Genomic DNA, 513 nt, shown 5'->3' with positions numbered 1-513 from the left:
GCCGCTGCGGGGGCAGTTTTTTCGTGTTGAACCGCCGCCATCGCCGCCATACGGGCATGATGTGCCGATGCGGAAATCGTGCGGACGGCTTCGGCAACTTGGGCGGCGGCAGGTTTTTGCGGCTGCGTAACGGAGGCATCACCTGCGGGCGGGATGACTTTGGCGTTACGGTTCAGCCACATCGGGCCTAAGCCTAATGCCTGATGCAAGTGGAGATAGCGGCTGCTTAACATGGTTTTTCCATTAAAACGGCGTCTTCATGCCCGCCTTCGGGCAGGGAATAGTAATGTTTGCGAATGCCGGCCTCGGTAAAGCCGTATTTGAGATACAGCGATTGGGCGGCGGCATTGTCTGCGCGGACTTCCAGCAGCAGGCGCGTGATGCCGGCGGTTTGGGCGTGGCGGAACCAATGCTCCAATAGTGCGGCGGCAATGCCTTGGCGGCGGTATTCGGGTGCGGTGGCAATCAAATGCAGCTCAGATTCGTCCAATATATCCTGCCAAACGATAAAGC

General features: G+C 58.5%; 1 protein-coding gene and 1 pseudogene. Both read right to left on the bottom strand.

Annotated elements, in window-relative coordinates:
• Window positions 1-233 (bottom strand): annotated as a pseudogene (locus tag ACTHUR_RS18430) (uracil-DNA glycosylase family protein); the annotation flags it as partial.
• The coding region (gene rimI, locus ACTHUR_RS18425) for a ribosomal protein S18-alanine N-acetyltransferase (RefSeq protein WP_440400211.1) at window positions 227-513 on the bottom strand (287 nt) is incomplete at its 5' end. The pseudogene ACTHUR_RS18430 and the gene rimI, both read right to left, overlap by 7 nt.

This window comes from Neisseria sp. P0021.S007 (genome assembly GCF_051956855.1).
This window is presented reverse-complemented; position numbering and strand designations above follow the sequence as displayed.